The sequence below is a fragment of the Streptomyces sp. NPDC001852 genome, from assembly GCF_042891825.1.
GTDB lineage: Bacteria > Actinomycetota > Actinomycetes > Streptomycetales > Streptomycetaceae > Streptomyces.
Genome location: NZ_JBIATN010000038.1, coordinates 1 through 26,080, shown reverse-complemented (window position 1 = coordinate 26,080; position 26,080 = coordinate 1). Strand labels below are relative to the sequence as shown.

The following is a 26,080-nucleotide window of genomic DNA, read 5'->3' as shown; positions in this document are numbered from 1 at the left end:
TTCCCGCACGGGCGACTTGGGGAGGAGTGCCTGATGGACCTCGTGGCACGGCTGATGTGCGCGCTGACCGACCCGGACTTCACCCTCGGGGAGGGGCGCCCGGATCTGTCGCAGGTGTCCGACGAGGAGCTCGGCAGCCTGCTGGTGGCCGCCTACCGGGTGGACACCTCCGCCCCGCCGGCGATGCTGGCGGTCGGCTTCGCGGTCGAGAACGCGGCCCGGGAACGGCAACCGCGCTACACGCCCGAGGCGTGCCGGCGCATGTTCGAGGTGCTGGTCGAGCACTACGAGGGCCGTGGATGGGCGAACCTGAACCGCGGCCTGGACGCGCTGGAGCACTGCACCGGGCCGCTGCCCGACGTCTCGGAACAGGCCCGCGCCCTGGTCAAGTTCTGGTTGGAGACGGACACCTCGCGGCAGCCGTATGCGCTCCTCGCGATCGCGGAGCTCGGCGGCGAGGGGACCCTGCGCGCGGCCGTGGAGCGCCTCCCGCTCGAGGTGGGTCCCATCGTGGCGGACGAGATCGCCGTCGTCGCCGGGATCCCCACGGGCCGGCAGCCCCTGCTGTCCGGGAAGGACCGGGACCACCGATTCCCCTCGCCGGTCGAGCAGGCGCGGCTCAGATCGGCGGACAACCCCGCCTACGTGGCGTTCACGCGTCGCGCGTTGGAAGCGGCGGCCGACCGCACCGACGCCATCCGGGCGGGCGAGATCCCCTACCGGGCGGACAAGGCGTTCACCGACCTGGAGGTCAGCACCCTCGGCGAGGCCCTGCGGGTGGCGCTGCAGCGTGACGAACCCTGGCTGCCGGAGCTGTTCGACCGGCTCCTGCCCGGCGTCTCCCTCGCCCCGACGGCGGCGCGGACGCTGCCCTCGCAGGCCCTGCTGTACGAGGTGGTCCGCGCCGCGCAGGACTTCCCGACGCCCGAGCTGGTGACCGCGATCCGCACGGTGCGCCGGACCGTCCGGCACGCCGGGGTGCCCAAGCAGCTCGACAAGATGCTCAAGAAGGTCGACGCGGCCCTGGCGGAGCGCACCGAAGTGGCGCTGCGGCTGCCGCGACTGGGCTTCGACACCGCGTCCATCGGCGGTTCCGCGCCGGTCGGCGTCCTGCGCCGGACGGCCGGTGAGTACCAGGCCGTCGTCACGGTCGCCGAGTCCGCCACGGTGACGTGGGAGAAGGACGGCCGCCCGCTGCGCAGCCTGCCGGCGCCGGTGCGCCGCGACCACACCGCCCTGGTCCGGGAACTGCGCGACCTGGTGAAGCGGGTGAACGCCCAACTCGCCACCCTCCTCCGCGCGTTGGAGGGCGGCTTCACCGTCGACGCCGTTCATCCGTACGGCTGGTGGCGCACCGAACTGGCCGGGCACCCGCTCGCCAGGACCCTGGTGCGCCGGCTGATCTGGGAGGTCGAGGTCGCGCCCGGCGAGTGGCGGTCCGTACTGCCCGAGGCGGACGAGCACCTTCCCGACGCGCCAGACGACGCCTCCGTACGGCTGTGGCACCCGCTCCGCTGCGACCCGCAGGCCGTGCGGGTGTGGCGGGACCGGCTCACCGAGCACCGCATACGCCAGCCCTTCAAGCAGGCGTTCCGCGAGATCTACCTGCTCACGCCGGCCGAGGAGCAGACCCGCGTCTACTCCAACCGGTTCGCCGCGCATCTGGTCCACTACCGCAGGATGTTCGCCCTGTTCCGGGCCCGGGGATGGAAGAGCAACCTGCTCGGCCCGTGGGACGGCGGGGACGACGACGAGGCCGAGCGCACCCTCGCGGGCGGGCAGTGGCGGGTCCGCTTCCGCCACGGCTGGGCCGACGGGGCGGGCGACGACGAACTGGCCTCGACCGACCAGGTGCGCTTCGACCGCCGGGTGGCGGGCGCCTGGCGTGCGGCAGCGCTCGCCGACGTGCCCCCGCTGGTCTTCAGCGAGGCGATGCGGGACGTCGACCTGTTCGTGGGCGTGACCTCGATCGCCGCCGACCCCGACTGGACCGACGGCGGCCCCCGGCGCACCTACTGGGAGCGGGTCTCCTTCGGCGAGCTGACGGAGAGCGCCGAGGCGCGGCGCGACGCCCTGGGGCGGATCCTGCCGCGGCTGAAGATCGCCGACCGGTGCACGCTCGACGGCCGCTTCCTGACCGTCCGCGGCGACCTGCGCACGTACCGGATCCACCTGGGCTCGGCCAACGTCCTGATGGAACCGGACGACAGCTACCTGTGCATCGTCCCGGCACGCGGCCAGGGCGCCGGCAGGGTGTTCCTGCCCTTCGAGGACGACCGGCTCTCCCTCATCCTCAGCAAGGCGTTCCTGCTCACAGCCGACACAAAGATCACCGACCCGACCATCCTCACGCAGATCGAGCGAGGTGCCTGATGGCCACCGTGACGTTCCGGGACGAGACCGCGACGGGCAAGCCGCTCACCGAGTGGGAGGTCGCCGGGCTGCCGGACCGGATGACCGTACGGGAACTGATCAGACTCCGGGTCCAGGAGGAGGTCGCCCGGCACAACGCCTGCCCCGACGACCGGTTCAACGGACTCGTGCGCCCCGCGCACGCCGAGGTGGAGCTCAACGGCTACCGGCTGCACGAGCCCCGCCGCATCGACGGGGAGCGCCATGCCGAGATCGCCGAACGCGCCTTTGCGGCCAACGGGTTCTTCGTACTGACCGGCGATCGCCAGGTCGAGGACCTCGACGAGGTCGTGGACCTCACCGTCGACCCCGACCTGGTCTTCATCAAGCTGGTCGCCCTGGTGGGCGGCTAGCTGTTGCTGGCCATGACGTTGGTGACGCCCCACGTCGCTGTTGACCTTCGAGTTGGTTGAAGCTCAATGATGGCGAGGTGCCAAATTCCGAGCTGATGCCGATCGGGGTCTTTGCCCAACGCAGTGGCCTGACCTCCAGCGCGTTGCGGTTCTACGCCGACTCCGGGCTACTGCCCCCTGCCGAAGTAGACCCGGTCACGGGCTACCGCTACTACGCCGCCGACCAGCTGGCGCGGGCAACCGTACTGCGTCAGCTCCGCGAGATCGCCATGCCTCTCGCTGCGGTCGAGGCGGTCCTTGACACCGAGGCCGAGGAGGCGGCACGGCTGCTCGACGAGCATGTCGCCAAGATCGTGGGGGATGCGGCTGCGGCACTGCAGAAGGCTGGTGTCATCAAGTCCGCGCTCGGTGCCAACGCGCCCGGTCTGCTGATCGCCACGCTGAAGGGCCCCGTCCTGGCGGATGCGGTCGAGCAGGTCCTGACCGCGACCGCGACCGCGCACGAGCCGGGGATGGCGGTGCTCGCGGGCCTGCACATCGAGGCGAGTCGTGAGGCGATCGGCCTGACGGCGACCGACCGATACCGGCTCTCCACCCGGACCCTGGTGCCGCCAGAGCCACCGTCCCAGGCGTGGGCCGGCACGGTTGACGGCGACGATCTGCGGGCCGCGGTCGCCGAGGTCCGGCGCAGTGCGCGGGTCCGCATCGAAGCGGTGCCGCACGGGGTCTGGCTGCGCATGCCCGAGCGGGAGGACCGGCACTGCCGGTTGCTGTCCGAGGATTTCCCCGACCACCGGCTGATGCTCGCCTCTCTGGGCGAAGCCACCACCCGCGCGACGGTCTCGAAGGACCCGCTGCTGCGCGCCCTGGAAGAACACCCCGGCGAACGCATCGTGCTGCACGTCGGCGATCACGGAGTGAGCGTCCGGTCAGCAGACGGCGAGCACCCCGGCATCCCACTCCCCGCCACCGTGACGGGCGAGGCCCTCCAGATCCAGTTCGAGATGACCACGCTCTATCCCGCCGTGAGCACGGCGATTGGCCCCGACGTGATGCTCGACCTGAGGGGATACGACCGGCCCGTCACAATCCGCTCGGCCGACCGCGGCGATCTCACCACCCTGGCCATGCCCATCAAGTTCGACCACTCAGCCTGAGAACGACGACGAGGAATCTCATGACCACCACACCTGCCAGCCCCGACCCGACCATGGAAGCCATCGGCCAAGCCGTTGTCGAAGGCCGGACGGGCGACATCGTTTCCGCCCGCCACAAGCTCCTGAACCTGTGGTCGGCGATCGGCGTCATCGGCGACCCGCTGCACCGTTGCTCACTCGCCCACTACCTGGCGGATCTCTACGAAGATCCCGCCCAGGCCCTCGCCTGGGACGTCCGGGCCCTGGACGCGGCCGACGCCGTGACCGAACAGCGCGTCCAGGAGCACCACGCCGGCCTCCACATCGCCGGGTTCTACCCCTCTCTCCACCTCAACCTGGCCGACAACTACCGCCGGCTCGGTTCCTTCGATGCGGCCGCCGAGCACATCAACGCGGCAAAAGAGCACGCCCCCAACCTCCCCCAGGACGCATACGGCGCCTTCCTACGCATCGCCCTGGACGAGGTGGCAGAGGCGATCTCGCAGCGAGACACCGCCAAGCGGCCCTCCGCGCCCGGTCCCACTGCGTGACGCACCGGAACGCGCCCCTCACCGTCGAGGGGCCGTGGTCCGCGTCCCGGATCGCCTTCGAGCTGACGGAACGGCACCGGTCGCTGGGCAAGCCCGTGCGGTTCACGTACCCCGAAGTCGACCCTGACGCCTGACTGCCCGCTGTCACCTCGACGCGGTTCGGAACGCGAGATACCGGCTGAAGGCTTCGTGGCTGTCGGGAGTGAAGCGCCACTCCAGCAGGGCCGACCGCAGCTCCGGCTCGGTCAGCCAGCCATGCCAGGCGACCTCATCGGGATCGGGGACCACGGCATCCGGCACCACGGCTTCGTGCACGCCGAGCCAGTGAGGGCTCAAACCGCTGCGGTTGATGAACGTGCACAGCAGGCGCGGCAGCGCACGAATGCCCAGCTCTTCGGCCAGCTCACGCGCGGCGGCCTGTTCATAGGACTCGCCGACATTTGCGGCGCCACCGACCTCGACCTCATAGAGCCCGGGGAAACGCGATACCTGTTCCGACCGCCGGTGGACGAGGATCCGGCCACGATCATCACGACACACCGTCACGGCAACCCGGTGCAGCCAACCCTCCCGGATGGCCTGCCGACGGCTGACCACCATCCCCAGCACACGATCTTGATCGTCGACAAGCTCCACCAGTTCGTCCATGACGCACACCCTGGCAGAGCCCACCGACAACGCCGCTTCCCGGTGACTCGCGGAACCGGGCCAAAGAGCCACCTGGGCATGAAGGCCGGGCCCGGATGACGACAGTTGTCCCGTCTCATCCCAGTTGGCAACTGCTGGGTCTCTGGCCAGCCGGGGTTGCCAGGTGGTTTGAGAATGTCGGCGGGCGTCATTCTCAGGCGAGTTGGCTTTGACGGAAGCGGCGCCCCCGCAACGAGCTGTTCAGCCAGGCCTGGCCTGGATGGCGAGCTGTCTCACGATCCGACCGACATGTCATGGCCGGTTCGCCTGCCGATGCTGCCGAGCCCTCGGGTTAGGGTGAGCGGCCGCCACGCTCAAGGAGCCTGAATCATGACCATTCACCCTGATGTAGAGGCTTTGCTCCGGATTGTTCCCGCAGAACACCGGGGCGAAGAGTGTATGGACTGGACGGCTGCGGAGGCCGCGTTGGGCACGAGGTTGCCGAGCGACTACATGTCATTCATAGACACCTATGGTGTGGGTGACATCGAGGAGTTGGTCATCCTTCCGCCACTGCCTGTCGATGTTCCCAGTCTGAGCGACTGCCACATAGGAGCCATGAGTGAGGGACTTCGCTGGGTGTGGGAGAAGGAGGGTGGTGCGCCAGGCGTATCTGCTGGCCCGGAGACCGTTCTGCCGTGGGGTTCCGGCTGTAACGCTAACGAGTTGGCTTGGCTCATGACCGACTCGGACCCGGACAAGTGGCCTGTGGTGGCATGGCGGCGCCAGGTTTCCTATGGCGAGTCCCGGTGGGCGATCTTCGACTGTGGCATGGTCAAGTTCCTCACACGCATGATGCTCGCGGAGTTCGACGAATGCCCGCTCGGTGACGCGTCACTTTGGGGACGTCCTGGAGCCTTCGTCAGCTGGCGCGAGCAGCGCCGCCGACTCGTCGCCGGACTGGACCCCTTGACCGGTGAGCCGGACCCCTATGCCGAGATGTTCCCTATCTCCGATGACGACTGAGATCCCTGAGAATCCGCCAGAGCGAACGAGAACGAGCGAGAATCTGACAGCTTCGATGCGAAAGGACAACAGTTGTCGTGCAATACGGCACCTATCGCGCTCGGGCTCATGACAACAAGCGCTGGAAGGTGACACCTAACTGTTGCGGGCCATGAGGTTGGTGGCGCCAACGGGGTGTCGGGCAGTGCCGTTAGATCTTCGAGGGTCGTCCAGGGCGCTTGGTGAGTCTGGTGCTGAGGTCCCAGAGCTTCTGCTGGATGCTCGGATCGTAGGCATCGGCGTGTGCCCTTGCGGCACGGGTGCGGTCGTAGAACTGTCCGGTCACCCCGTCGAGCTCGGGGGCGAGGATGAGGCGCAGGGTGGCCTGCAGGCCGGTTTCGAGGGAGTCGATGCTGTAACCGACCGAATCCAGGACCATTTTGGTCGGCATGTAGGTGGCCGGGTGCAAGCTGTTGACCGTGATCCGGCGCGGGTCGAGTTGTCGGGCGAGCGCGAAGCCGGTGGTGATCATGGCCAGTTTGGACTGGCCGTATGCGCGCGTGCCCGAGTAGCCGTGTTCGAGGGTGGGGTCGTCGAAGTTGATGGGGGCCTGGCCGATCGAAGCGACGTTGACGATACAGGCGGGGGCTCCGCGGTCGAGCAGCGGCAGCAGGCGCTGGGTCAGCGCGAACGGGGCGAGATGGTTGACCGCGAAGCGGAGCTCGTGCCCGTCGACGGTGAGTCGGCGGTTTGTTCCGTCGGGTTCGCCGCCGCCGATGCCGGCGTTGTTGACCAGTACCGCGATGTGATCGGTGAACTCGGTGATCTCGTCCGCAAGGCGGTGCACTTGCGTCAGCTCGGAGAAGTCGGCCCGGACCGTGTGGATCGAGGCCGGTGCATCGGCCAGCGTGGTGGCCAGTTCGTCGAGCCGGCTCTGGTTGCGTCCGTGGAGGATGAGCGTCGTTGCGGGCCGGTGTGCGAGGGCGCCGCTGAGTGCGCGGCCCAGCCCGTCCGTTGCTCCGGTGATGACGATGGTTCGATTGGGCATGCGCTACTCCTGGCCGGGGTGTTCGTTCAGCAGTCGTCGGATGGCGGTGATGTCGTCTTGGCCGAGCAGGCGCTCGGTGGCGAGGACCCGGTACCAGATCAGGCCGAACACCAGGTCGGCGACCAAGGCTGCCGTCAGGTGAGCGGGCTTGTCGCCGCGGGCTGCGGCCCGCTCGACGATGGTCTCGAGCGCGGCCCTGCGTTTGCTCAGGAAGCCGTCCTGGAAGCGGCGCCGGAAGTCTGCGTCGCGCTGCGCCTCGGCCATCAAGGAGCGCAGGACGGGGACCACCCCTGGAAAGGCCATCAGGGCGGCGGAGTCACGCAGGAACGCGTCCAGCTCCGCGTCGAATGAACCCTGGTCCGCGGTTGAGACCTTCAGATCTGCCTTGAGCGCCAGGGCTTCGAGCAGGACGTCCGCCTTTGTGGGCCACCAGCGGTACACGGTCTGCTTGCCTGCCCCGGCGCGGGCGGCGATGCCTTCGATGGTGAGGTCCGGGAAGCCGACCTCGGTCGTGAGCTCGTAGGCCGCGGTGAGGATCGCGAGCCTCGTCTGCTCGCTCCGTTTGCGGCCGCGGGCGGGTGTCGTAGCGCCGGTCATACGGGTCAGCCTAACCCATTATCGAGACGTCACGTCTAGGAATGGGCTAGGCTCATCGAGACGTCACGTCTCGAAATAAGGAGTGAGCATGACCACTGCACTCGTGATCGGTGGCACGTCGGGGGTCGGCCTGGCGGTCGCGCGACAACTCACCAGCCGAGGACACGAGGTCCACATCGCCGGACGAAACGCAGAGCGGCTCAACCGGGCAACCGCGGCCATCGGCGGAGATGTCCACGGGCACGTGCTCGACGCCGCCGATGCGGAGGCGGCCGCCGCGCTCGCGGCGAAGATCGCCCCGATCCGCCACCTCGTCATCACCCTCGCCGGCAAGGGCGGCGCCGGCCCGCTCGGCGACTTGCCGCTCGATGGCCTGCGGCAGGCGTTCGAGGAGAAGTACTGGCCCACCGTCACCGCACTCCAGGCCTCGCTCGCTCACCTCAGCGAGGACGCCTCGATCACCCTCGTCGGAGCCGTCACAGCGAGGGCTGCCCTGCCCGGCACCGCCGGGATCGGCTCGCTCAACGCCGCCATCGAAGGGCTCGTCCAACCGCTCGCCGCCGAACTGGCGCCGATCCGAGTCAACGCCGTCTCGCCGGGATACGTCGACACGCCCTGGTGGGACGGACTCGCCGCCGAGGACCGATCCGCGTTCTTCAAGCAGGCTGCCGACGCCCTGCCCACCAAGCGCATAGCCACCGCCCCGGATGTCGCCGAGGCCATCGTGCTGCTGGCCACCAACCCCAACATCACTGGAACCGTCATCGAAACAGACGGCGGCGCACGCCTGACTGCCTGACACTTCTTCGCCATTGCCCAGCCGCCGCACCGTGGTGACACGGAACGGCTTCGGCGAGCAAGTGATGGCCTGCATGCGGAACGGGGCCGCGAGCCGCTGCTCGCGGCCCCATTCCGCGCCGCCTTACGGAGCCTTCTCGTGACGCACGCCAACGCACCTCTATCCATCGAAGGACGCCGCCGACTCGTCGAGCGATGCAAGACGCGGCCGATCGCACACGTCGCAGCGGAGATGGGGATATCCCGCGCCTGCGCGTCGAAGTGGGTCAACCGCTACCGCCGCCACGGTGAGCTGGGCTTGCACGATCTCCCTTCAACCCCGCGCCGCCGGCCGACCGCGACAGACGCCGCTGTCGTGGCCCGGATCTAGGACCTCCGCCGCAGCCAGAAATGGCCAGCGTCCCGGATCGCCTTCGAGCTCCAGACGGAGGGCGTCACGATCAGTTGCCGCACAGTGTCACGGCACCTGCTCGCGCTCGGGCTGAACCACCGCAAGTTCATCGACCCGAACGGCCAATCGAACCGGGAGCCGCGGAAGATCAACGCGCGCCGCCCCGGGCACATGGTCCACGTCGATGTGAAGAAGGTCGGCCGGATCCCTGACGGCGGCGGCTGGAGAGCCCACGGGCGCGGCAGCGAACAGGCCAAGAACGTCGAGCGTCGCAAGAAGAAGAGTGGGCGCGGCGGCTACATCTACCTCCACTCCGCCGTCGACGGGTTCAGCCGACTCGCCTACACCGAGGCCCTGCCCGACGAGAAAGCAGCAACCGCCATCGCGTTCATGCACAGGGCGAGAGCATGGTTCGCCGCCCACGGCATCACCCACATCGAACGGATCGTCACCGACAACGGAGCCTGCTACCGCGCCAACGCGTTCGCCCGAGCACTCCTCGGGTCACGCCACCAGCGGATCACGCCCTACACCCCGCGACACAACGGCAAGGTGGAGCGCTACAACCGGATCATCGCCGAGGAATTCCTCTACGCCCACACCTGGCTATCTGAAGATCAACGCCGCACAGCCCTCGGCGTCTGGAACGTCCACTACAACTACCACCGCCCCCACAGCGGAGCAGGGGGGCCAGCCACCGGCCTCTCGGCTAGCCGACCACGTCACCAACGTCGTGGCCTCCTACAGCTAGTGCTCTGACCGGGATGGTTCGCCGGGTTGGTGGTTCGGGCGGTTGGATGTGTGGTGATGTCCGTGGATCCGACCGTGGGCGGTGTGGTGGCTGAGCCTGTCCGTGCGCGCAGGTTGACCGACCAGGAGGGGCAGAAGCTGCAGCAGATCGTGCGCCGGGGCAGCACCAGTTCGGTGCGGTACCGGCGCGCGATGATGCTGCTGGCCTCGGCTGGCGGGAACCGGGTCCCGGTGATCGCGAAGCTGGTCCAGGCGGACGAGGACACCGTCCGCGACGTAATCCACCGGTTCAACGAGATCGGCCTGGCCTGCTTGGACCCTCGGTGGGCGGGAGGCCGTCCCCGCCTTCTCAGCCCTGACGACGAGGACTTCGTCGTCCAGACGGCCACCACCCGCCCGACCAAGCTCGGCCAGCCATTCACCCGCTGGTCGATCCGCAAGCTCGCCGCCTACCTGCGGAAAGTGCACGGCCGCGTGATCCGGATCGGCCGCGAGGCGTTACGGTGCCTGCTGGCCCGCCGCGGCATCACCTTCCAGCGCACCAAGACGTGGAAGGAGTCGCCCGACCCTGACCGCGACGCCAAGCTGGACCGGATCGAGCAGGTCCTGGACCGCTTCCCGGACCGGGTGTTCGCGTTCGACGAGTTCGGTCCGCTCGGCATCCGGCCCACGGCCGGCTCCGGCTGGGCTCCCGCTGGTCGTCCCGAACGGCACCCCGCGACCTACCACCGCACCCACGGCGTCCGGTACTTCCACGGCTGCTACTCGATCGGCGACGACACCCTGTGGGGCGTCAACCGCCGCAAGAAGGGCGCCAACAACACTCTGACCGCCCTCCGCTCGATCCGGGCGGCCCGCCCGGACGGCGCCCCGATCTACGTCATCCTGGACAACCTGTCCGCCCACAAGGGCGAGACAATCCGGCGCTGGGCGAAGAAGAACCGCGTCGAGCTGTGCTTCACCCCGACCGACGCGTCCTGGGCCAACCCGATCGAGACCCACTTCGGGCCACTGCGGCAGTTCACCGTTGCGAACTCCAACCACCGCAACCACACCGTCCAGACCCGGGCCCTGCACGCCTACCTCCGCTGGCGCAACAAGAACGCCCGCCACCCGGACGTGTTTGCCGCCCAGCGGAAAGAGCGTGCTCGTATCCGCAGCGAGAAGGGCCTTCGCTGGGGCGGTCGACCAGCCCGCGCCAGCTGACTGAACAGCTCTGCGAACTACCCGGACATGGCACTACCCTCAGCGAAGCCGCAGCGTGCGGCAGCGTAGACGCGGGAGCGATGGCGTTGTTCGACGTGCAGGTCATTCCGGAGCGGCTCAAGATCGATTCCCGCGAGCCCCTCTTTGTCGACGGCCCGGTGTGGCTGACGCTAGGGGACCAGACGGTTCCGGAGGCTGGCTGGACGGACGCAGTGCTCTCCGTGCTCGGCTCGATGGGACACGCGGTCGCCACCGCCCTCGAAGGCAGCGTCGGCGATTTCTACTTCTTCGATGGCCCCTACTTCGTCAAGCTCATCCCGCTGCCGGACACTCCCGGCACACTCCGTCGTGTGCGGGTTGCGGCAGTGGACGACCGCCATGCGACGCCCGCGGACGACGGAGGCTCTGACTTCGGCCTCGGTGAGGGGGAAGTGCTCGCCGAAGTCGTCCTACCGTTGCACGGGGTTGCAGAGCGCTACAGCGCAGCCGCGGAGCAGATCCGCACATGGGCCTTGGCGCATGGGGAGGCCAAGGTCATTGAGTTGTTGGCCCAGATCCCCCACTTCGACCCGTCGGATCAACACTTCACACACTGACCGCCAGACGGCCCAGGTGCAAGGCACGCCCGACGGAACTACACGGACGCCGGAACCGGGTTGAGCTCCACCAACGGCATTCCGGCGAACCTTCCCGGTCAGAGCACTAGCGGCCGTCGTAGCCGGCCGTCGGCATGGACAGCCGGCGATGCACGCGAGCTTTCATCTGCGCGTCGTACGACGGCTCGGCCCGCCCGACGGTCTCCACACGCACGCCCCGGCGCGCGCACTCGGCGGTGAACGCCTCGACCGAGGAGAGAGCGCGCCGGAGAACGCGCAGGCTGGGCGCGACGAACACGTCCACTCCGGGCCGGACACCGTCCCACAGCGCGCCGTGGTCGAAGCGCACCCCGCCGACGAGGAGTTCCCGGGCGATGACGTATCCGCGTTCGGCTGCCCAGCGGGCGCACATGGCGTGCTGGCTGCGGGAGTCGACGAGGAAGGGGTCCTTCTCCAGTTCCTCCAGCGGGGCCAGGCTGGCGATCGCGATGACCCGCACCGGCGCGGGCGCAGGCATGTCGGAGGTACCCCGCAGCTCTCCCATGGCGTCCCCCCTCACCTCCGGGTTTCGCCGCCGACCCTACTCCTGCCCGTAGGCTTCGGGGAGTCGCGTGAAGGAGGCGAAGAGGGTGCCGGTGGAGATCACCTGGTGGGGTCACGCCACCTGCACGATCCAGGACGCGAACATACGGGTGCTCACCGACCCCCTGTTCGCCCTCCGACTGGCGCATCTGCGGCGGCGCCGGGGTGCCCCGCCGCCGGCCGAGGCCCGCCGGGCGGACGTGGTGCTCGTCTCCCATCTGCACGCCGACCACCTCCATCCGCCCTCGCTGACGGAGCTCGCCCCGGGCACGCGCCTGCTCGTGCCCCGGGGCGCACCTCGGGCGGTGCCCGCTCTGCGCCGGCTGGGCGGGATGCGGGTCATGGAGGTGGTGCCCGGGGACGTGGTGCGGCTCGGTGAGCTGCTGGTGCGGGTGGTGCCGGCGCTGCACGACGGTCGGCGGCTGCCGGTGGGCCCGCACCGCTCGCCCGCGCTCGGCTATGTCGTGGAGGGTGAGGCGCGGACGTACTTCGCCGGGGACACCGGGCTGTTCGACGCGATGGCCGAGCGGGTCGGTCCGGTGGACGTGGCGCTGCTGCCGGTGGGCGGCTGGGGGCCGTATCTCGGTGCGGGGCATCTGGACGCGGGACGGGCGGCGCGGGCGCTGGCCCGGCTGGCGCCGCGGGCGGCCGTGCCGGTGCACTACGGGACGTACTGGCCGATCGGGATGGACGCGGTGCGCCCGCACGAGTTCCATGCGCCGGGGGACGAGTTCGCGCGGCTGGCGGCCGTGGCGGCGCCGGGGGTGGCGGTGCACAGGCTGGGGCACGGCGAGAGTGTGCGGCTGGAGGTCGCGCGGTGACGTGGCTCGCCGACGCGTCGAGAGCCGTGACGAGCGAGTCCACCCAGCAGGCGGTGGGTTGTCCGTCGCTGTTTCTGCTGGTGCTGATCGGGGCGTTGGTGCCGGTGGTGCCGACGGGCGCGCTGGTGAGTTCGGCCGCGGTGGTGGCCTTCCACCAGTCCGTGCCGTTCGCGCTCGCCTGGGTGTTCCTGACGGCCTCACTGGCCGCGTTCCTGGGGGATGCGGCGCTGTACTGGCTGGGGCGGCGCGGGACGCGGTCGCGGAACGGGTCGCGGTGGCTGGAGGCGATACGGTCGCGGGCACCGGAGGAGCGGGCCGCGCAGGCACGGGAGAAGCTGGCCGAGCACGGGGCCGCGGTGCTGGTGTTGTCGCGGCTCGTGCCGGCCGGTCGCATACCGGTGATGTTGGCCTGTCTGATGGCGGATTGGCCACTCAGGCGGTTCTCTCAGGGGAACCTGCCCGCGTGTCTGGCGTGGGCGGCCACGTATCAGGTCATCGGGATTCTGGGTGGGTCGTTGTTCGCAGAGCCGTGGGAGGGGGTCGTGGTGGCGGTGGGGCTGACCGTGGTGATCAGCGCGACGCCGAGTGTGGTGCGGTGGTTTCGGTAGCGCCGTCGGGGTCGGTCGGGGGCAGTCGAGGGCGTCGGTCGAGCACCTTTGAAGCGCCGATCGGCAGATCCCACAGGTCCTCTCGCTCCAACCCCGCCTTCTCCCACGCCGCCCGCACCCTCGTGAGCGGTTCCAGGACCGGCTCGGCCGAGAGGATGAAGGTGCCCCAGTGCATGGGGGCCATGCGGCGAGCCCCCAGGTCCAAGGTGGCCTGTACGGCCTCCTCGGGGTCGCAGTGGACGTCGCTGAGCCACCAGCGGGGGTCGTAGGCGCCGATGGGCATGAGGGCGAGGTCGATGCCGGGGTAGCGGCGGCCGATGCGGGAGAACCAGTGGCCGTACCCGGTGTCGCCGGCGAAGTAGAGCCGCTGTCCGTGGGCGTCGGTCAGCACCCAGCCACCCCAGAGGCTGTGGCAGGTGTCGGTGAGGGTCCGCTTGGACCAGTGGTGGGCGGGGACGAAGTCGAAGCGGACGCCGGACAGTTCGGCGCCCTCCCACCAGTCCAGCTCGGTGACACAGGTGAAGCGGCGCCGACGGAACCAGCGGGCGAGGCCGGCCGGTACGAACACCGGGACGTCCCGGGGGAGTTGGCGCAGGGTGGGAGCGTCGAGGTGGTCGTAGTGGTTGTGGCTGATGACGACGGCGTCGACGCGGGGCAGGGTGTCCCAGGGCACGCCGACGGGGGTGATGCGGGCCGGGGTGCCGAGGATGCGGCGGGACCAGACAGGATCGGTGAGCACGGTCAGGCCGCCGATCCGCACGACCCAGCTGGCGTGTCCGGCCCAGGTGACGGCGAGGGTGCGGGTGTCGACGCGGGGCAGCGGGGCGGGGGCGCAGGGCAGGCGGGGGACGTCCGCGAGACCGTCGGATCCTGGCCGTACGGCGCCTTCGCGGGCGAAGCGGGCGAGGGCCTTGAGGCCGGGCAGGGGCGCGGTGAGCCGGTCGTGGAAGGTGCGTGGCCACACGCGGTGTTCGCCGAGGGGGCGGGGCTCGGCCAGCGGGGGGAAAGGGGGTGCCAGGGGGGTGGCTGCGGCGGTGTGGCGAGGAGGTGCGGTCGTCGGGTGCGCGGTGGTCGTCGTGGCCGATCCTGGCTCGTGCGTTTCGTAATAGTGCGTGTCGGGCTCATGGGTCTCGGGCTCGTGCGTCTGCTGCGTCATCGAGGAGGCTCCCGTCGCTGAGCGTCGTCGCGGAGATCGTCGAGGACCGACGTCAAGGAGATCAACGCGCGTTGCACATGTGGCAGTTCCAACGGCACGGGTGAGGTGAGGCATTCCGCGCGTTCCTCGTCGGTGCCGCCCAGCAGGGGGCCCGTGCTCAGTCGTACGCGCAGCGCCCCGAGGTCGTCGCCGAAACGGTGGCCGCCGGGCGCGGGCATGCCGAGCCGGGCGGTGAGGAGGTCCTCCAACTCCTGTGCGTCGCCGACGCCTCGTTCGGCGAGGGGTTCGCGCAGCCGGCCGAGGTCGGCGTACAGGTGGCGGCCGGACTGCGGTGGGCGGGCGAGCGCACCGCCGGCGACGACGGCGGCGTGCGCGGCGGCGGCCACACGCGCGTGCAGCCGTACGACGGCCTCGCGGCGCTCGGTGACGGGCGGGGGTTCGTCGAGGGCGTAGCCGGCCGCGGCGGCGACGGGCGCGGCGATGCGGGCGCCGAGCCCGGTGAGGATGTCGAGCACGCGCGCGTGGAGGTGCCGTCCGGATTCGGTGGCCGGGAAGCGGGCGACGGCGGCGGGCCAGCCGGCCGGCAGCAGGGATCCGGCGAGGTCGGTGACGACGGTGACCCGGTCGGGCTGCATCTCGGCGGGGCTGAGCAGCACGGTGTCGTGGGGGTGGTGCAGGGTGTCACGCCAGGTCTCGTCGCTGACCAGGTGCAGTCCTTCGGCGGTGGCGGCCTCGACGGTCTCGTGCAGCAGTTCCGGCGGGGCGACGGTGGCGGTCGGGTCGTCGGCGACGGACAGCACGAGGAGCCGCGGGTCACCGCCCTCGGCGCGGACCCGGCGGACGGTCTCCAGAAAGGCGTAGGGGTCGGGCACGCCACCGCCCTCGGCGGGGGTGGGCACGTGGTAGGCGGGCCGGCCGAGCACCCGGGCGTACGGCGCCCACCAGGCGGCGCAGGGGCGCGGTACGAGGACGTCGGCGCTGTCGCCGACGAGTGCGGCGGTCAGGGCGAGCAGCAGCGCGGGGGCGCCGGGGCCTGCGGCCACGTGGTCGGGGACGGTGGGCAGTCCGCGCCGGGTCCAGTAGCCGCAGGCCGCTTCGAGGAGGGCGGGGGCACCACCGACGGGCTGGGCGTCGGCGCGGCTCGCCGCTGCGGCGAGTACGGCGGTGAGTTCGGGGAGCACCGGGAGGCCGTCGCCCGGCAGGGGCGGGCCGTAGCGGACGGGGCCGTGGCCCTCGGGGTCCGTCCGCCGCATGTCCGCCTCCGCGCGGTCCTGGTGCTCGGGTGTCGCCGGTCCGGGCCGGGTGGCCGGGACGGGCGGGCTGTGTCGTCGTGAGCTGTGTTGTGGTCCGTGGCCTGTGCTGTCCATTGGTGTGGGGGTCGCCTACAGGTGCCCTCGGGAGGGTGTGTACCCGCCGGACGGCACTCCATGAGGGTGACTACACGTCGGTGGACCGGCCCCGCGCGGGGCGCAGGCGGCCGTACAGCCGGTAGCCGGCTCCGCCGCAGGCCGCGGCGATGAGGGTGGCGCCGGCGGCGAGGGCCGGGACCGAGTCGGTGAAGCTGCCTCCCGCGCCGGCCTCGACTCCGTGCTGGACGGTGGCCGGGTCGCAGCCGTCGGTGTAGGGAGCCGACCGGCCGTCGGCGTTGCCACAGGCGTGACCGGCAAGGCAGGGCTCGTTGTGTCCCTGCGTGCACCCCCCGGCCGCCGTCGGCACAGGCTCCGGCGTCGGGGCAGTCACGGCCGCCCCGCGACACCGATCGGCATCACTGCACGGCGTCCGGCTGGGGCACGCCTCTCCCGGCTTGCACGCGGAGCCGCCCAGGCACACCTCCCCCGGCTTACACGCGGAGCCGCCCAGGCACACCTCCCCCGGCTTACACGCGGAGCCGCCCAGGCACACCTCCCCCGGCTTACACGCGGAGCCGCCCGGACACGCCTCCCCCGGCTTACACGCGGAGCCGCCCGGACACGCCTCCCCCGGCTTACACGTCGCGCCGCCCAGGCAGACCTCCCCCGGCTTACACGTCGCGCCGCCCGGGCACGCCTGCCCCGCACCGCACCCCGTGACGTCGGGGCGCGGGCAGGGCTCGGGGCTGTGGCAGCCGCCGCTGTCCTGACAGGGGCCGCCGGACGGGCAGGGGGCGGGGCTGTCGTGGGACGCGCCGCACTGCTGTGGGGCGGCGCACGGGCTGGGGACGCCCGTCGGCGCGGCGGTGAGGGCCGGGGACGGGGGGTCGGCGGCGGAGGCGGCGGGCCCGGCCAGGGCGAACACGGCACCGGCGAAGAAGGCGACGGACAGGGCACGAGCGGTGCGGCGCATGGAACGGGCTCCTCGGCGGGCACGGCGGATCGGTCGGTGACGGGGGTACGCCGGAGTCCGGTTACGGGCGGTACATCGGGCACCGGTACGGCGGCGCGGGGCCCTGCCCGCACGGCGGCGCGGGGCGTGCCCTCGCTGCCATGACAGCCCGCGCGGCGGCGCGGCGCGCGCGGCCGGACCCCATTCGCGGGACGGGGACGCCCGGCCGGGTGACAAACAGCCGGCGCGCGGTTTCCGGCACCGCCTGCTGCGCCCGGCTCCACGGACGCCACCGCGGCGGCCGTGTCGCGGCCGTGTCCATGTCCGACACCTACCTGGCCGTTCCATGCCTGCGGCGCCCTGCCGTTCCATGCCTGCGCTCACCCGGCGGTTCCGGCGCCCACCGCTCGCCCCCGCCGTTCCAGCACCCGCCACCCACCCGGCCCTCTCCGTCCGCCGATGCCCAGGGAGGTTTTCCGTCCCCTGTGCCGGTGACTCGGTATGCGCTGACCGGATCGTCCGCTTCGTACGCACCGCCTGCGTACGCATCGCACGCTCACTCACCGCACCGGGGAGGTCCTCCATGAGCACCAAGGTCGCCGACCACGTCCTCGAGCGCCTGCGCGCCTGGGGTGTGGAAGAGGTCTTCGGCTATCCGGGTGACGGCATCAACGGGCTGCTCGCCGCGTGGGGCCGGGCCGAGGACAGGCCGCGGTTCATCCAGTCCCGGCACGAGGAGATGTCCGCGTTCGAGGCGGTCGGGTACGCGAAGTTCGGCGGCCGTGTCGGGGTGTGCGCGGCGACGTCGGGACCGGGCGCGATCCACCTGCTCAACGGTCTGTACGACGCCAAGCTCGACCACGTGCCGGTGCTGGCCATCGTCGGCCAGACCAACCGGTCCGCGATGGGCGGTTCCTACCAGCAGGAAGTCGATCTGCACACGCTGTTCAAGGACGTCGCCTCGGACTTCCTGGAGACGGTCACGGTGCCCGAGCAGCTGCCGAACGTGCTGGACCGGGCTATGCGCACCGCCTACGCCCGGCGCTGCCCCACCGCCCTGATCATCCCCGCCGACGTCCAGGAACTGGACTACTCGCCGCCGACGCACGAGTTCAAGATGGTGCCCTCCAGCATGGGCATGAGCGAGTACACCATGACCCCGACCGACGAGGCGCTGCGCCGGGCGGCGGACGTGCTGAACGCGGGCGAGAAGGTGGCGATCCTGGTGGGCCAGGGCGCGGCCGGCGCGGTCGCGGAGGTGCAGGAGATCGCCGAGCTGCTCGGCGCGGGGGTGGCGAAGGCGCTGCTCGGCAAGGACGTGCTCAGTGACGAACTGCCGTACGTCACCGGGCCGATCGGGCTGCTGGGGAGCCGGCCGTCGTACGAGCTGATGCGGGACTGCGACACCCTGCTGACGATCGGGTCGTCGTTCCCGTACACGCAGTTCATGCCGGACTTCGGCAAGGCGCGCGGGGTGCAGATCGACATCGACGCGCACATGATCGGGATGCGCTTCCCGTACGAGGTGAACCTCGTCGGGGACGCGCAGGCGACGCTGCGCCGGCTGATCCCGCTGCTGGACGGCGACCGGGGCGGGCGCGAGTGGCAGGACACGGTGTGCGCGAACGTACGGCGCTGGCACGAGGTGATGGAGCGGCGGGCCGGTCTGTCGGCCGATCCGATCAACCCGGAGTACGTGGCCCGGGCGCTGGATCCACTGCTGCCGGAGAACGCGATCCTGACCTCCGACTCCGGTTCGGTCGCCAACTGGTACGCGCGGCACATCACGATGCGGCCGGGCATGCGCGGTTCGCTGTCCGGGACGCTGGCGACGATGGGGCCGGGTGTGCCGTACGCGATCGGCGCGAAGTTCGCGCATCCGGACCGGCCGGTGTTCGCGCTGGTCGGTGATGGCGCGATGCAGATGAACGGCCTGGCGGAGATGATCACGGCGGCGAAGTACCGGGACCGCTGGTCGGATCCGCGGCTGGTGGTGGGCGTGTGGAACAACCAGGACCTGAACCAGGTGACCTGGGAGATGCGCGCCATGGAGGGCGCCCCGTCGTTCCTGCCGTCGCAGGCGATCCCGGACGTGCAGTACGCGGCGTTCGCCCGCTCGCTGGGTCTGACCGGCGTCCGGGTGGAGAAGCCGGGGGACGTGGAGGCGGGCTGGCGTGCGGCTCTCGAGGCCGACGGGCCGTGCGTGATCGAGTTCCTCACCGATCCCGCCGTACCGCCGATCCCGCCGCACGCGAGCTGGGAGCAGATGGAGGCGACGGCGGCGTCGATCCTGAAGGGGGATGCCGACCGGGGATCGATGGTCAAGCAGGGCCTGAAGGCCAAGGTGCAGGAGTTCCTGCCCGGCAGGAACAAGAGCTAGCCCACTGTGGACCTGATCGAAGCCGGGGCCAGTGGCCGGGAGGGGCCCGGCGGTTCGGGGTGGCCCGGATGCCGGCGAACCGGTGGCGGCGGGCGATGGCTTCAGGAGGGTGACGGGCCCCGCTTCCAGGGGCACCGGCGGTGCCGTTGCACGCTCCACGCGGGACGACTGCGTGCGTTGGAGGCGGTGTCGCATGCCGGCCCGGCCGCCTCCTGCTCGCCTGACCGGTGCCGGACGGTGGCGAGGATCGCCGCCTGGAGGGCCGAGCAATGGCCGGCGTACCACCCGGTCGACAGCCTCTCGGGCTCACCCGGTACGGCTGTCGGGCCGTGGCTTGAGGACTTGTTCCGTCCAGACGGTCTTGCCGTCGGCGCTGTAGCGAGTTCCCCAGCGCTGCGCGAGTTGCGAGCAGATGAAGAGGCCGCGTCCGCCTTCGTCCACGGTGCGCCCGTGGCGCAGGTGCGGTGCCTAGCTGCTGCTGTCGTGGACCTCGCAGGTGAGGGCGCGGTCCTTGATGATCCGCAGGAGTAGGGGCGGGGCTCCGTACCGTACGGCGTTGGTGACCAGTTCACTGACGATCACTTCGGTCGCGTAGGCGGTGTCGTCGTCCACTTCCCATGCGCTGAGCCGGCGTTGAGCATGTGCGCGCGCGGTCCCGGCCGCTGACCGGTGGTGGTCGAGATGCCAGGTACCGACGTGGTCGGCGGCCAGGCCGTAGGTGCGTGCGAGGAGGAGGACGCGGTCGCCCGGGCGCGGATGGTCATGGAGCCGGTAGAGGACGTCGTCGCATATCTCCTCCAGGGGCCGGCCGGAGGCGGTGAGTCCCTGCCCGAGCGGGCCGGGGTCGCCGGGGAGAACAGCGCGGTAGCCGGGCAGCAGGGAGTTGGTGTGGAAGGCCAGGACACTGCTCTCGGCCAGCGGGAGGGTGCCCTGGGCGAAAGGTGGCCCCTCGGCGCTGCCCAGAGGCGGTCCGTCGGGCAGTCCGGCAACCCCGTCGTGTCGCAGCAGTGGCCGAACCCGCAGGTCGCCAGTGGCCACGCGGCCGCCGGCGTCGTGAAGCACCATCTCCTCGGGCAATGGCCCTGTAGCCGGAGCAGTCGCATCTGCAAGCCGGGACAACAGTGACGTGACCGACCTCCCGACCACCTCATCCGCCGGCCGCCCCAGCAACGTCTCCGCCTGGCTGCTCCACCGCAGCATGACGCCCGCACCGTCCACGACCATCAGCGGAACGCCTGCCATCCCAACCACCTCCACCTCCCAGCCTGCCCCTGCCAGCAGGGGCCCGCCTCGGCGGGACAGCCGTGTCATCCGCACCAAGCGTTGCCGCCGGTACGACCGGGAGGTCGCGCATCTTCGGCTCCGGTTCCCGTGGTTCGGCTCCGTGGCCGGGCACTGACGTGCCGGGGGCTCGTATCACTCCGGCGGAGCAGTGCGTGATGCGCCACCACTGTGACGCGTGTTGCATGGCAGGGAGGAAGCGTCAGTACGAGGGTGCCGTCGTGAGGACCCCGGGTGGCCTGCCAGCGCCGCCTCAACGAGGAGATGCGTCGATGGAGATACCCGGGCTCACCCACAGTCGTCGCCACTTTCTTGGCGCCGCTGCCGCCGCCGCTGCGGCGACGGCGCAGTTCGGAATGGCCGGCAGCGCGCGGTCCGATTCGGAAGGACACGTGACTCACCCCGCAGACAACTCCGTCACACGCACATCATTCGGTCCCGTGAAACAGATCAACGCCGGCGATCTGAACGTGGGGTATGTCGAGGCCGGACCTGCGCACGGGCAGCCGGTCATACTTCTGCATGGCTGGCCCTACGACATTCACAGCTACGTCGCGGTCGCGCCTTTGCTCGCGGCGAAGGGATACAGGGTGGTTGTCCCTTATCTGCGAGGTCACGGCACGACGCGATTCCTTTCAAGCAGCACGCCCAGGAATGCCCAACAGTCGGCGTTCGCCGTTGACATCATCGCCCTGATGGACGCGCTCAGGATCGAGAGGGCCATCCTCGCCGGATATGACTGGGGATCACGGACTGGTGACATCATCGCGGCCCTCTGGCCAGAGCGTTGCAAGGCGCTGATATCCGTGACCGGCTACCTGATCGTGAATGTCCAAGCCAATAAGATGCCGTCGCCGCCGAAGAGCGAATGGGCCTGGTGGTATCAATACTACTTCGCCACCGAAAGAGGCGTGCTCGGCCTCGAGAAGTACCGACACGACTTGGCCGAACTGGTGTGGCGGTTCAACTCTCCGACATGGAATTTCAGCGAAGCCACCTTCGACCGCACGGCAGCGGCCTTCCAGAACCCGGATTACGTCAGCATCGTGATCGACAATTATCGCTGGCGGCTTGGCCTCACAAAAGGTGAGCCCCGGTACGACGCCCTCGAAAAGCGTCTTGCCACCGCACCCGTCATCGGGGTGCCTACGATCACCATAGACGGAGCGCACGACCCGTTCACCCCGCCGGGAAACGGATCGGCTTATCGTAAGAAATTCACGGGAAAGTACGCACACCGGACCCTGCCCGTAGGACACAACGTTCCACAGGAGGCCCCGCAGGCCTTCGCGGCGGCTGTCGTAGAAGTCGATGGATTGTGAGCGCGTTGACGCCGAAGTCCAGGCCCCCCGAGGTACCGACGGCCACCTGGGCGGCGCGTGCGACCGAATCCTCGTCGCCGACGTCACACTGGACGTAGCGGGACGCACCGCCGGCCTGGTCGATCACGCGTACGGTCTCTTCGAGTGTCGCCACCGTACGTCCGCGACGGTCACGGTGCAGCCCGCTGCGGCCAGGGCGAGTGCGCAGGCCCGGCCGATTCCTGTGCCGCCGTCGGTGACAGGTGCCGTAGTGCTTTCGAATTCCTGTTCCATATGTCTGTCTGTTCCTTAAGACGGGCCGCCCTGATCTCCTCAGGGCGGCCGGTCGCCGGGTCGTTCGGTGGGAGGAATGGTGGGGCGGCGCCGTCGGACGGCTGTCGCGGCGGTCGCGGGCACGCCGAGGGAGATCTGCCGCCGGGGGGTGCGCCGTAACGGGTTTCACCATTTCACCAGGTCTGATCGGCAGCGCGTACGAGGACCTCGTTGACCGACACCCGGCGGTCGCGCGTGACGACGAAGGCGACCGCGTCGGCGATGTCCTCGGGACGCAGCATCTCCATCCCGGCCAGCTGCTGGTCCAGTGACGCCCTGATCTCGTCCCGCGTGTGGGTGACGAACTCGGTGTCCACCGTCCCCGGTTCGACCACGCTCACGCGCACTCGCTGTCGCATGACCTCCTGGCGCAGGGCCTCGGTGAACCCGTTCACGCCGAACTTCGTCATGCTGTAGACCGCCGTGCCCGGCCGGGCCACACGCCCGGCGGTGGAGCTGATGTTGACCAGGTCGGCGACGCGGCGAGGGGAGTCCTCAGCGGCGCGCAGCAGATGCGGCAGCGCCGCGTGGGTGACATGCAGCAGGCCCCGCAGGTTCACCGTCAGCATGCGCTCCCATTCCTGGGCCGGGGCGTTCAGGACCGGTCCGGGCATGCCCACTCCGGCGTTGTTCACCAGGACGTCCAGGCGGCCGAGTTGTGCCACCACACGTTCAACCGCGGCCGCCGCCCGGTCCTGTTCCGTGATGTCGGCCTCCACCGCGAGCGCCGTCCCGCCCTCGGCGCGGATCTTCTCGGCGAGCTCTTCGAGCCGGTCACGGCGCCGGGCGACGAGCGCGACGGCAGCGCCCTCCGCGGCCAGGCTCAGGGCGGTCGCCGCGCCGATGCCGCTGCTGGCGCCGGTCACCAGAGCAACGGTGTCCTGCAGACGTGTGGACATGACTGTCTCCTTGGTTCAGGTCGAGTTGATGCGAACCGAGTCGGATCGGAACGAGTTGAACGGGGTCGGAACGGATTCGAGCCGGTGACTTCACGGACGGAAGATCCGGGCAAGCGGTGGCTCGGGCATGAAGGGCCACGCGGCGGTGTCACGGACGTGTTCGGTCAGGGTGCTGCGGCGAGCACCGAGGGCCTCACTCGGCCCGCTGCGGCGCCGCACGGTCCCTGCGGACACTGTGCTCGGTGCCGGGGTCGAGGGGTGGAGTCGCGACGGGGTCGTAGGTCCGGCCGGAAGGCGTGGTGGGGGATCGCCCGGGAAGCATGCCGGGCGCGGCGGTGCTCGTGGTGGTGGCGGGTGACGGCGTCGTCAGACCTTCGCGGCGGCGGCCTCGACCATGTCGAGGGAGATCCGCCACAGGCGGGCCGCGCTCCGCGGGTCCACGGCGTGAGCGGCCACTCCCCGGCGCACACCGGGCCGGTGCGGGCCGGCCTCGTTGCAGTCCTCGAAGTACCGGCCGGTCACACCCTCGACCAACGGGGAGGCGGCGAGCAGCACCGAGGTCGCCGCACCCTGCTCGATGTCCTTCCAGGACACGTCGGTGCTGGTGGCATCGAACGAGGACGGGCTGTTGGAGATGTCCCCGATGTGGCGGCCGAGCCGGGTGCTGGTGATGCGGCCCGGATTCAGGGCGTTGACCGTGATCGAGTCGGACGCCCAGCGGCTGCCCGCCTCGACCGCGAACAGAACGTTGGCGGTCTTGGACTGACTGTAGGCCGCCCAGGGGTCGTAAGGGTGCCGTTCGAAGTGGATGTCGTCGAAGAGCACGTCGCCGTTTACGTGGCCGACCGAGCTCACGGCGACCACGCGTGCGCCGCGGGCCGCCGCCAGGGCGCCGTGCAGGCCGGCGGCGAGGGCGAAGTGGCCGAGGTGGTTGGTGGCGAACTGCGTCTCCCAGCCCTCCTTCGTCCGCTCCAGCGGCGAAGCCATCACGCCGGCGTTGAGGACCAGGATGTGCAGTGGTCCTTGCCATGCTTCCAGGAAGGCGCGCACGGAGGCCTGGTCGGCGAGGTCGAGCAGCGCGGCGCGCACCGTTCCCGGGCCGCCTGCCGGCGTGATCTCCTCGGCGGCCGTCGCGCCCGTGGCCAGGTCGCGTACGCCGATGGTCACCTCGGCGCCGGCGGCGGCGAGGATGCGCGCGGTCTCCCGTCCGATACCGGAGGCGCCCCCGGTGACGATGGCTCGCCGGCCGCTCAGGTCGATGCCGGCCAGTATCTCGGCGGCTGTCGTCTGTGCGCCGAACGGGGTCGTGACGAGGTTGTCGGGCATGGGATTCTCCAGCAAGAGGGTGGAATGGTGCGTTCGAGTACACGGCCGGTGGCGCGGGGGCAGGGGCCGTCGTACCCTCATATCCGGAACTGGTTCCGGTTCGCCTTCGAGACTAAGCGGAACCGGTTCCGGTTGCAAGTGTGGCAGGAAGGGAGTCGAAAGTGACTGGCCACGAGGGGGACACGGTGCGGCCCCGCAGGCCGCTGCGCGCGGACGCGCAGCGCAATGAGGACCGGCTGCTGGAGGCGGCAGCGGCCGCCTTCGCCCGCGAGGGGGCCGGCGCTTCGGTCAAGGACATCGCCCGCGTGGCCGGCGTCGGCGTCGGCACGCTCTACCGCCGGTTCCCGTCCAAGGAACTGCTGATCGAGGCGGTCTATCGGCAAGAAGTACAGCGCCTGTGCGAGGTGGCACCGCACCTCACCGCCACGCGGTCACCGGTGGACGCTCTGCGGACCTGGATGGAGCGATTCATCGACTTCATGGCTGCCAAGCAGGGCATGGCCGACGCGCTGGCCGTGGTGCTGACCGACGAGAGCGAGCGTCTGCAGACCCGGGCCCTGCTCGCCGACGCCATCGCCCACCTCCTCACCGCCGCACAAGCCGAGTCCGCGGCGCGGCCGGGCGTCGATGCCCGGGATGTACTGATGGCCCTCGGCGGAATCAGCCTCATGGCCGCCAGTGAGGAGCAGCGCGACCTGGCCACCAGGCTCATCGACCTGCTCCTGCACGGCATCGTGAGGAACTGACGCGATCAGGCGGCCGCCGGGCAGGTCGCCCTCAGATTCGCCAGGCGTGGAGCGCGCCTCTCGACCGCTGCCCTTTCGCGGGATCGCCCGTCGCCCCATTCCCGCCTTCGCCCGATGCAGCCGGTCCTGGTCCGGGCATACGACGCCTCTCCTTCGCGCACACGGGCACGCGAGATCGCTGCGCGGGGGAGGCTGTGGTGGGGGTCATGGCGGCGGCATCCGGGCTGAGGCCCGCGACGGCCGGCGGTGCTCTCACCGTTGCCTTCCAGTTCAACTACCCACGGGAAGTCGCGCAGTCCGTCGGCCGGTAGTTAGCCTGAACTCAGACCCTGGCACCCACGAGGCGTCTATCGCGATGTGCGGCGGGCCCGCCGGGCGGCGCAGGTGCCGGCACCGCCCGGGTGGGGACGCCAGCCTCAGACCTCCATATTCCGCCGGCCCGGAGCCATTCAGACCTCCGCTGGTTCCGATCGAGGCGCGCTCTCGCCTGACTTTCGTGGCGATGGCCGCACCTGCTGTCTGTGTGACGGGCTTCGCACGTCCGCGTCCCCGGCTCCTCTTCGACCGCCGCGGCATGGAGCGTGTCGACGCAGTCACCCCGGTCAGAACCGGCTCGGCATGCGCACACAGGGAGCTTCCCATGACCGAGAGCCACGTGCAGACCCCGGCGACGCCGAGCGTCCTCGTCGATCCGCTGCGCAATCGCGGCGTGGCCTTCACGCCCGAGGAAAGGGACGCGCTCGGCCTCACCGGGCGCCTGCCCTCGGGAGTACTCACGCTCGAGCGGCAGGCACAACGTGCCTACCAGCAGATGCGGGCTCAGGACAGCGATCTCGCCAAGAACGTGTATCTGGAACAGCTGCATGATCGCAACGA

The 26,080-nt window shown here is 70.4% G+C and carries 25 protein-coding genes and 3 pseudogenes; 16 read left to right on the top strand and 12 right to left on the bottom strand.

Going from position 1 to position 26,080, the window contains the following annotated elements:
- Positions 1 to 33 precede the first annotated feature (33 nt).
- From ACFYZB_RS40860 to ACFYZB_RS40840, 5 genes are all read left to right on the top strand, one after another.
- Positions 34 to 2,373 (top strand): DUF4132 domain-containing protein, encoded by a 2,340-nt coding sequence (locus ACFYZB_RS40860; protein WP_388766981.1) that lies wholly within the window; start codon positions 34 to 36, stop codon positions 2,371 to 2,373.
- Entirely contained in the window at positions 2,373 to 2,765 is a 393-nt protein-coding gene (locus ACFYZB_RS40855) for a hypothetical protein (RefSeq protein ID WP_388766980.1), read from the top strand. Before ACFYZB_RS40860 ends, ACFYZB_RS40855 begins: the two co-directional genes overlap by 1 nt.
- A gap of 77 nt (positions 2,766 to 2,842) precedes the next feature.
- The gene (locus ACFYZB_RS40850; protein ID WP_351212004.1) at positions 2,843 to 3,922 is read left to right on the top strand and encodes a MerR family transcriptional regulator; all 1,080 of its coding nucleotides are present in this window, start codon (positions 2,843 to 2,845) and stop codon (positions 3,920 to 3,922) included.
- Positions 3,923 to 3,942: 20 nt separating this feature from the next.
- A complete protein-coding gene (locus ACFYZB_RS40845; RefSeq protein ID WP_388766979.1) occupies positions 3,943 to 4,452 on the top strand; it encodes a hypothetical protein in 510 nt (169 codons plus the stop codon).
- Positions 4,449 to 4,586 carry a hypothetical protein gene (locus ACFYZB_RS40840; protein ID WP_388766978.1) on the top strand — a complete coding sequence of 46 codons (138 nt, stop codon included), beginning with the start codon at positions 4,449 to 4,451 and terminating at the stop codon, positions 4,584 to 4,586. The genes ACFYZB_RS40845 and ACFYZB_RS40840 overlap by 4 nt, the downstream gene beginning before the upstream one ends.
- Before the next feature lie 10 nt (positions 4,587 to 4,596).
- Here ACFYZB_RS40840 and ACFYZB_RS40835 read toward each other — a convergent pair whose 3' ends face one another.
- The gene (locus ACFYZB_RS40835; RefSeq protein ID WP_388766977.1) at positions 4,597 to 5,100 is read right to left on the bottom strand and encodes an NUDIX hydrolase; all 504 of its coding nucleotides are present in this window, start codon (positions 5,098 to 5,100) and stop codon (positions 4,597 to 4,599) included.
- 369 nt (positions 5,101 to 5,469) lie between these two features.
- Here ACFYZB_RS40835 and ACFYZB_RS40830 point away from each other — a divergent pair, with 369 nt between their 5' ends.
- Positions 5,470 to 6,105, top strand: coding sequence for a hypothetical protein (locus ACFYZB_RS40830; RefSeq protein ID WP_351211998.1), 636 nt, complete (start codon positions 5,470 to 5,472; stop codon positions 6,103 to 6,105).
- A 190-nt stretch (positions 6,106 to 6,295) separates the two neighbouring features.
- On the opposite strand, the gene ACFYZB_RS40825 is transcribed toward ACFYZB_RS40830, so the two are convergent.
- Positions 6,296 to 7,132, bottom strand: coding sequence for an SDR family NAD(P)-dependent oxidoreductase (locus tag ACFYZB_RS40825; RefSeq protein ID WP_388766976.1), 837 nt, complete (start codon positions 7,130 to 7,132; stop codon positions 6,296 to 6,298).
- 3 nt (positions 7,133 to 7,135) lie between these two features.
- Positions 7,136 to 7,729, bottom strand: coding sequence for a TetR/AcrR family transcriptional regulator (locus ACFYZB_RS40820; protein ID WP_388766975.1), 594 nt, complete (start codon positions 7,727 to 7,729; stop codon positions 7,136 to 7,138).
- An 88-nt stretch (positions 7,730 to 7,817) separates the two neighbouring features.
- On the opposite strand from ACFYZB_RS40820, the gene ACFYZB_RS40815 reads away from it, so the two are divergent.
- The 4 genes and pseudogenes from ACFYZB_RS40815 to ACFYZB_RS40800 all read left to right on the top strand — a co-directional run bounded on the left by ACFYZB_RS40815 (position 7,818) and on the right by ACFYZB_RS40800 (position 11,470).
- On the top strand, positions 7,818 to 8,528 hold the full coding sequence (locus ACFYZB_RS40815) for an SDR family oxidoreductase (protein WP_388766974.1): 711 nt from the start codon (positions 7,818 to 7,820) through the stop codon (positions 8,526 to 8,528).
- A gap of 138 nt (positions 8,529 to 8,666) precedes the next feature.
- Positions 8,667 to 9,669, top strand: a pseudogene (locus ACFYZB_RS40810) (IS481 family transposase).
- Between the two features lie 86 nt (positions 9,670 to 9,755).
- Positions 9,756 to 10,874, top strand: a complete 1,119-nt coding sequence (locus ACFYZB_RS40805) for an IS630 family transposase (protein ID WP_388767024.1) — start codon at positions 9,756 to 9,758, stop codon at positions 10,872 to 10,874.
- An 80-nt stretch (positions 10,875 to 10,954) separates the two neighbouring features.
- Complete coding sequence (locus ACFYZB_RS40800) at positions 10,955 to 11,470, top strand: hypothetical protein (protein WP_388766973.1); 516 nt, start codon at positions 10,955 to 10,957, stop codon at positions 11,468 to 11,470.
- A gap of 106 nt (positions 11,471 to 11,576) precedes the next feature.
- On the opposite strand, the gene ACFYZB_RS40795 is transcribed toward ACFYZB_RS40800, so the two are convergent.
- Complete coding sequence (locus ACFYZB_RS40795) at positions 11,577 to 12,014, bottom strand: hypothetical protein (protein ID WP_351211996.1); 438 nt, start codon at positions 12,012 to 12,014, stop codon at positions 11,577 to 11,579.
- A gap of 85 nt (positions 12,015 to 12,099) precedes the next feature.
- On the opposite strand from ACFYZB_RS40795, the gene ACFYZB_RS40790 reads away from it, so the two are divergent.
- Positions 12,100 to 12,873, top strand: coding sequence for an MBL fold metallo-hydrolase (locus tag ACFYZB_RS40790; RefSeq protein ID WP_388767023.1), 774 nt, complete (start codon positions 12,100 to 12,102; stop codon positions 12,871 to 12,873).
- Positions 12,870 to 13,481 (top strand): DedA family protein, encoded by a 612-nt coding sequence (locus ACFYZB_RS40785; RefSeq protein WP_388766972.1) that lies wholly within the window; start codon positions 12,870 to 12,872, stop codon positions 13,479 to 13,481. The genes ACFYZB_RS40790 and ACFYZB_RS40785 overlap by 4 nt, the downstream gene beginning before the upstream one ends.
- Here the strand turns inward: ACFYZB_RS40785 and ACFYZB_RS40780 are convergent.
- From ACFYZB_RS40780 to ACFYZB_RS40770, 3 genes are all read right to left on the bottom strand, one after another.
- On the bottom strand, positions 13,444 to 14,637 hold the full coding sequence (locus ACFYZB_RS40780) for an MBL fold metallo-hydrolase (protein ID WP_351211992.1): 1,194 nt from the start codon (positions 14,635 to 14,637) through the stop codon (positions 13,444 to 13,446). The two genes, ACFYZB_RS40785 and ACFYZB_RS40780, sit on opposite strands and share 38 nt — an antisense overlap.
- Positions 14,634 to 15,890: an aminotransferase class I/II-fold pyridoxal phosphate-dependent enzyme gene (locus tag ACFYZB_RS40775; protein WP_351211990.1), complete on the bottom strand. Its 1,257-nt coding sequence runs from the start codon at positions 15,888 to 15,890 to the stop codon at positions 14,634 to 14,636. Before ACFYZB_RS40775 ends, ACFYZB_RS40780 begins: the two co-directional genes overlap by 4 nt.
- Before the next feature lie 184 nt (positions 15,891 to 16,074).
- Positions 16,075 to 16,377, bottom strand: a complete 303-nt coding sequence (locus ACFYZB_RS40770; RefSeq protein WP_388766971.1) for a hypothetical protein — start codon at positions 16,375 to 16,377, stop codon at positions 16,075 to 16,077.
- A gap of 1,144 nt (positions 16,378 to 17,521) precedes the next feature.
- On the opposite strand from ACFYZB_RS40770, the gene ACFYZB_RS40765 reads away from it, so the two are divergent.
- On the top strand, positions 17,522 to 19,318 hold the full coding sequence (locus tag ACFYZB_RS40765) for a thiamine pyrophosphate-requiring protein (protein ID WP_388766970.1): 1,797 nt from the start codon (positions 17,522 to 17,524) through the stop codon (positions 19,316 to 19,318).
- 306 nt (positions 19,319 to 19,624) lie between these two features.
- Here ACFYZB_RS40765 and ACFYZB_RS40760 read toward each other — a convergent pair whose 3' ends face one another.
- From ACFYZB_RS40760 to ACFYZB_RS40750, 3 genes and pseudogenes are all read right to left on the bottom strand, one after another.
- Positions 19,625 to 19,759 carry an ATP-binding protein gene (locus ACFYZB_RS40760; protein ID WP_388766969.1) on the bottom strand — a complete coding sequence of 45 codons (135 nt, stop codon included), beginning with the start codon at positions 19,757 to 19,759 and terminating at the stop codon, positions 19,625 to 19,627.
- A 27-nt stretch (positions 19,760 to 19,786) separates the two neighbouring features.
- Complete coding sequence (locus tag ACFYZB_RS40755; RefSeq protein WP_388767026.1) at positions 19,787 to 20,383, bottom strand: ATP-binding protein; 597 nt, start codon at positions 20,381 to 20,383, stop codon at positions 19,787 to 19,789.
- Between the two features lie 63 nt (positions 20,384 to 20,446).
- A pseudogene (locus ACFYZB_RS40750) lies at positions 20,447 to 20,560 on the bottom strand (PAS domain-containing protein); the annotation flags it as partial.
- Between the two features lie 311 nt (positions 20,561 to 20,871).
- On the opposite strand from ACFYZB_RS40750, the gene ACFYZB_RS40745 reads away from it, so the two are divergent.
- Positions 20,872 to 21,921: an alpha/beta fold hydrolase gene (locus tag ACFYZB_RS40745; protein ID WP_388766968.1), complete on the top strand. Its 1,050-nt coding sequence runs from the start codon at positions 20,872 to 20,874 to the stop codon at positions 21,919 to 21,921.
- Between the two features lie 446 nt (positions 21,922 to 22,367).
- On the opposite strand, the gene ACFYZB_RS40740 is transcribed toward ACFYZB_RS40745, so the two are convergent.
- Positions 22,368 to 23,132 carry an SDR family NAD(P)-dependent oxidoreductase gene (locus tag ACFYZB_RS40740; protein WP_388766967.1) on the bottom strand — a complete coding sequence of 255 codons (765 nt, stop codon included), beginning with the start codon at positions 23,130 to 23,132 and terminating at the stop codon, positions 22,368 to 22,370.
- Between the two features lie 366 nt (positions 23,133 to 23,498).
- Positions 23,499 to 24,458, bottom strand: a complete 960-nt coding sequence (locus ACFYZB_RS40735) for an SDR family NAD(P)-dependent oxidoreductase (protein WP_388766966.1) — start codon at positions 24,456 to 24,458, stop codon at positions 23,499 to 23,501.
- A gap of 161 nt (positions 24,459 to 24,619) precedes the next feature.
- Here ACFYZB_RS40735 and ACFYZB_RS40730 point away from each other — a divergent pair, with 161 nt between their 5' ends.
- Positions 24,620 to 25,204, top strand: a complete 585-nt coding sequence (locus tag ACFYZB_RS40730; protein WP_351211976.1) for a helix-turn-helix domain-containing protein — start codon at positions 24,620 to 24,622, stop codon at positions 25,202 to 25,204.
- A 640-nt stretch (positions 25,205 to 25,844) separates the two neighbouring features.
- Positions 25,845 to 26,080 (top strand): annotated as a pseudogene (locus ACFYZB_RS40725) (NAD-dependent malic enzyme); the annotation flags it as partial.

Excerpts from the sequence above, each read along its gene's own strand:
- ACFYZB_RS40860 (WP_388766981.1), top strand. The coding sequence starts at position 34 with ATGGACCTCGTGGCACGGCTGATGTGCGCGCTGACCGACCCGGACTTC.
- ACFYZB_RS40855 (WP_388766980.1), top strand. The coding sequence starts at position 2,373 with ATGGCCACCGTGACGTTCCGGGACGAGACCGCGACGGGCAAGCCGCTC.
- ACFYZB_RS40845 (WP_388766979.1), top strand. The coding sequence starts at position 3,943 with ATGACCACCACACCTGCCAGCCCCGACCCGACCATGGAAGCCATCGGC.
- ACFYZB_RS40835 (WP_388766977.1), bottom strand. The coding sequence starts at position 5,100 with ATGGACGAACTGGTGGAGCTTGTCGACGATCAAGATCGTGTGCTGGGG.
- ACFYZB_RS40830 (WP_351211998.1), top strand. The coding sequence starts at position 5,470 with ATGACCATTCACCCTGATGTAGAGGCTTTGCTCCGGATTGTTCCCGCA.
- ACFYZB_RS40825 (WP_388766976.1), bottom strand. The coding sequence starts at position 7,132 with ATGCCCAATCGAACCATCGTCATCACCGGAGCAACGGACGGGCTGGGC.
- ACFYZB_RS40820 (WP_388766975.1), bottom strand. The coding sequence starts at position 7,729 with ATGACCGGCGCTACGACACCCGCCCGCGGCCGCAAACGGAGCGAGCAG.
- ACFYZB_RS40815 (WP_388766974.1), top strand. The coding sequence starts at position 7,818 with ATGACCACTGCACTCGTGATCGGTGGCACGTCGGGGGTCGGCCTGGCG.
- ACFYZB_RS40800 (WP_388766973.1), top strand. The coding sequence starts at position 10,955 with ATGGCGTTGTTCGACGTGCAGGTCATTCCGGAGCGGCTCAAGATCGAT.
- ACFYZB_RS40795 (WP_351211996.1), bottom strand. The coding sequence starts at position 12,014 with ATGGGAGAGCTGCGGGGTACCTCCGACATGCCTGCGCCCGCGCCGGTG.
- ACFYZB_RS40780 (WP_351211992.1), bottom strand. The coding sequence starts at position 14,637 with ATGACGCAGCAGACGCACGAGCCCGAGACCCATGAGCCCGACACGCAC.
- ACFYZB_RS40775 (WP_351211990.1), bottom strand. The coding sequence starts at position 15,890 with ATGCGGCGGACGGACCCCGAGGGCCACGGCCCCGTCCGCTACGGCCCG.
- ACFYZB_RS40765 (WP_388766970.1), top strand. The coding sequence starts at position 17,522 with ATGAGCACCAAGGTCGCCGACCACGTCCTCGAGCGCCTGCGCGCCTGG.
- ACFYZB_RS40755 (WP_388767026.1), bottom strand. The coding sequence starts at position 20,383 with ATGGTGCTTCACGACGCCGGCGGCCGCGTGGCCACTGGCGACCTGCGG.
- ACFYZB_RS40745 (WP_388766968.1), top strand. The coding sequence starts at position 20,872 with ATGGAGATACCCGGGCTCACCCACAGTCGTCGCCACTTTCTTGGCGCC.
- ACFYZB_RS40740 (WP_388766967.1), bottom strand. The coding sequence starts at position 23,132 with ATGTCCACACGTCTGCAGGACACCGTTGCTCTGGTGACCGGCGCCAGC.
- ACFYZB_RS40735 (WP_388766966.1), bottom strand. The coding sequence starts at position 24,458 with ATGCCCGACAACCTCGTCACGACCCCGTTCGGCGCACAGACGACAGCC.